The sequence below is a fragment of the Mesorhizobium sp. M7A.F.Ca.ET.027.02.1.1 genome (assembly GCF_004022985.1).
Lineage (GTDB): Bacteria > Pseudomonadota > Alphaproteobacteria > Rhizobiales > Rhizobiaceae > Mesorhizobium.
Genome location: NZ_RZOL01000532.1, coordinates 1 through 3378, shown reverse-complemented (window position 1 = coordinate 3378; position 3378 = coordinate 1). Strand labels below are relative to the sequence as shown.

Annotated in this window: 3 protein-coding genes and 1 pseudogene; 3 read left to right on the top strand and 1 reads right to left on the bottom strand. The window is 61.8% G+C overall.

Annotated elements, in window-relative coordinates:
* Window positions 1-4: 4 nt before the first annotated feature.
* A pseudogene (locus EN749_RS32815) lies at window positions 5-883 on the bottom strand (cyclopropane-fatty-acyl-phospholipid synthase family protein); the annotation flags it as partial.
* 558 nt (window positions 884-1441) lie between these two features.
* Here EN749_RS32815 and EN749_RS32805 point away from each other — a divergent pair.
* The 3 genes from EN749_RS32805 to kdsA form a co-directional block, all read left to right on the top strand.
* Window positions 1442-1732, top strand: coding sequence for a Dabb family protein (locus EN749_RS32805; protein ID WP_127323248.1), 291 nt, complete (start codon window positions 1442-1444; stop codon window positions 1730-1732).
* Window positions 1733-1844: 112 nt separating this feature from the next.
* Window positions 1845-2735: a VOC family protein gene (locus EN749_RS32800; protein WP_127810408.1), complete on the top strand. Its 891-nt coding sequence runs from the start codon at window positions 1845-1847 to the stop codon at window positions 2733-2735.
* Window positions 2732-3378: 3-deoxy-8-phosphooctulonate synthase (kdsA, locus tag EN749_RS32795; protein WP_128364725.1), on the top strand; the 647-nt coding region annotated here is incomplete at its 3' end. The genes EN749_RS32800 and kdsA, both read left to right, overlap by 4 nt.

Genomic DNA, 3378 nt, shown 5'->3' with positions numbered 1-3378 from the left:
CCTACATCTTGCCGAAAACCCCCGGCCAGTATTTCTCGCCGACCGCCTCGAACATCTCGATCGAGGCGATGCGGTCATAGGTGCCGGTTTCGTCGCGATAATCCTGCAGCTTGATGTCGACCTTGTCGGCAAGGCCAGCCTTGGCGATGCGAGCCGTGGCAAAATCGTGCTGCTCGCGGCTGATCGTCAGCCCCGTCACGCGGCAGCCGATCTCGCGCGCCGCGAATTCGGCGAAGCCACCCCAACCGCAACCGATTTCCAGCACATGGTCCTTCGGACCGATCCCTGTATCCTTCGCCAGAGCGCGATATTTGGCGGCCTGGGCGCCTTCCAGGTCGTTGGCACCGGTGGTGTAGAGCGCCGAGGAATAGGTCATGCTCGGATCGAGCCATTCCTTGTAGAAGGCGTTGCCGAGGTCGTAATGCGCCGAGATATTGCGTTTCGAACCGGTGCGCGTGTTCTGGTTGAACCAGTGGCGGATGCGCTGGACGGTGTTGATCAGCCAACTGGTGCCGCCCGCGATACTCTCGCCAATGACCGAATTGACCACGAACAGCTCCAGGAAGCTGGTCACATCAGGGCTTTCCCAATCGCCGTCCATATAGGATTCGGCAACGCCGATCGTGCCGCCGGAAAAGGCGCGGCCGGGCAAGCGCCAATTCTTCAGCACCAGTTCGGCATCCGGGCCAGGTCCCTTGCCGCCGACGAGCACGGCGCGGCCGTCCGGCAGCCTCACCCTGAGCGAACCGCGAGGCAGGTTCATTGCCGCCGACAGCACCATGCGCGCTTTCGCTGGAAGGCCTTTGACGATCTCGGCGAAGTTGAATTCATCGAGCCTGACCGCGTCGCTCAATGCTACGCTAAAATGTTCCTTTTGCGCCATCTCATGCCCCTGGATTTCCGCGGTGCCGGCGCAAATTGCCGGACCACGGTTCTCTTGGATCATTCGCCAGCTTCGAACGCCGCCGCGACCGGTTCGTCGGCGAGCGGGCTCGAACGAAGTGCGCGCCCCCTACCAGAGCTTCAGCGCTTCCCGGTGAATCCGTGCGACAATCTTCCACGTCATGCGGGGAAACTTCAAGGGGCAGGCTGCAAGCGGGGCTGTGCCAAGCAGATTGCTCGCGCCGGCGGGCATCTATGCCTTTGCACAGCCAAGGCGCAGCGCGTCAAAAAAACGCCTATGGCCGCAGAATTCCGTGTGCGATAGATTTAGCCATGCGTTATGTAATCGTCATTGCCGCCATCGCGTTTTTCCTGATCTGGGATGGCATGTACAATCAGGGCCGCTATCTCGACACCGCTGTGAGAGAGCTTAGCCATGTTGTGCGATATGTTACCAGCAAAGCTTAACTCCAGTGGCAGCAGCCGCGACATCCTTGTCGATTGACGCCAACGTCCTGCCGTCACAAAAGACCCCGGCACTTTGATAGAGGAGGCGGGGTTGATCCGGCATATCGTTTTCTTCAGCGCGCGGCGAAAAGAGGATGTCGAGGCTGTGCGCACCGGCTTGCTGGCGCTCGGCGACATTCCTCATTCCAGCCTGTTCGAGGTCACGCTCAACACCAAGGTGGATCCGCTGTCGGATGAGGTCGACGTGGTTGTCTATGCGGAGTTCGTCGATGACGCCGCGCTGGCCGCCTACAAGGCGCACCCGCTCTACGCGCAGACCACCAGCAAGGTCAAACCGATGCGTGAACTGCGCTATTCCGCCGATGTAGTCGCGGGGAGCTGATCGAACCTTGCTCCAGGGGCGCCTTTCGACGTCCGGTGAATTGACGGGCGAACTGGCCGGTATTGCGATCAAGTCTTGAACGGCTTTGCGGAATGATGCACATCGCGCCTGCATGACCAAAACCGCAGCCGCAGGCACCCATCCGCTCGATCATCTGGTGCTGCCGACGCACAGCCTCGATGTGGCGCGAGCCCGGCTCACCGCGCTTGGCTTCGTCGTTGCCCCGACCGGAATCCATCCGTTCGGAACGGAAAACTGCTGTGTTTTCCTGGCCGACGGCACCTATCTCGAACCTTTGGCGGTCGGCGACGAGCAGGTGGCGGCAAAGGCTATCGCAGACGGCAATGTCTTCGTCGCGCGTGATCGCGCCTATCGCGACAGCAACGGCGACGAGGGATTTTCCGCCATTGTTCTAGGCACGGGCAATGCCGATGCCGACCATGCACGCTATGTCGATGCCGGCATCTCGGCGGGAGACATGCTGGGTTTTTCGCGCGCCTTCACCGACCCTGCCGGCAAAAGCGACATCGCGTCGTTCAAGCTCGCCTTTGCGGCCGGAGCCGAAGCCACGGACGCCTTTCTGTTTGCCTGCGAGCGGGTCAACGCGCCTGATGTGGATCGCACGGCTTTGCAGGCCCACGCCAACGGCGCGACCGGAATTGTCGAGATCTTGGCGGTCAGCGATGCGCCCGGAAAGCAGCATGGGCTGATTTCCGTGGCGGTGGATGATCCGGCCGCCGACGGGCAGGGCGGCATTTTTCCCTTGCCGAATGCGGATTTGAGCGTGCTTGACCGCGCGGCTTTCACCGCGCGCTTCGGCCTGCCGGCCGGCGCGCCGACAGATCTACGCTTCGCAGCGGTGGTCTTTTCGGTCCGGAACGCCGATGTGACATCGAGGCTGCTTGCAGCCAATTCCGTCCTACACAATATAGCGGGCAATGATATCGTCGTGCGGCGTGCACCCGGACAGGGCGCGGCCTTTATCTTCCGGGAGATCCCATGAGCAAGCCGCAAGCGTCCAATTCGATGGCGCCCAATTCGTCTGTAGCCGTCGGCAATGTCGTCTTCGACAACAGGGCGACTTTGTCCCTGATCGCCGGCCCGTGCCAGTTTGAATCGCGCCAGCATGCCTTCGACATGGCCGGCGCACTGAAGGAACTGACCGGCAGGCTCGGCATAGGCCTCGTCTACAAGACCAGCTACGACAAGGCCAACCGCACCTCGCTGTCGGCGACGCGCGGCGCCGGCATGGACGCAGCCCTTCCCGTCTTCGACGAACTGCGCAAGGAATTTTCGCTCCCCGTGCTGACCGATGTCCACACCGAGGAGCAGTGCGCCATCGTCGCGCCGCATGTCGATGTCCTGCAGATTCCGGCTTTCCTGTCGCGCCAGACCGACATGCTGGTCGCCGCGGCGAAAACCGGCAAGGTGATCAATGTGAAGAAGGGGCAGTTCCTCGCCCCCTGGGACATGAAGAACGTCGTCGCCAAGATCACCGGTTCCGGCAATGCCAATGTGCTGACCACCGAGCGCGGCGCCTCCTTCGGCTACAACACGCTGGTCTCCGACATGCGCGCTCTTCCCATCATGGCCGAGATCGGCGCGCCGGTGATCTTCGATGCCACCCATTCGGTGCAGCAACCGGG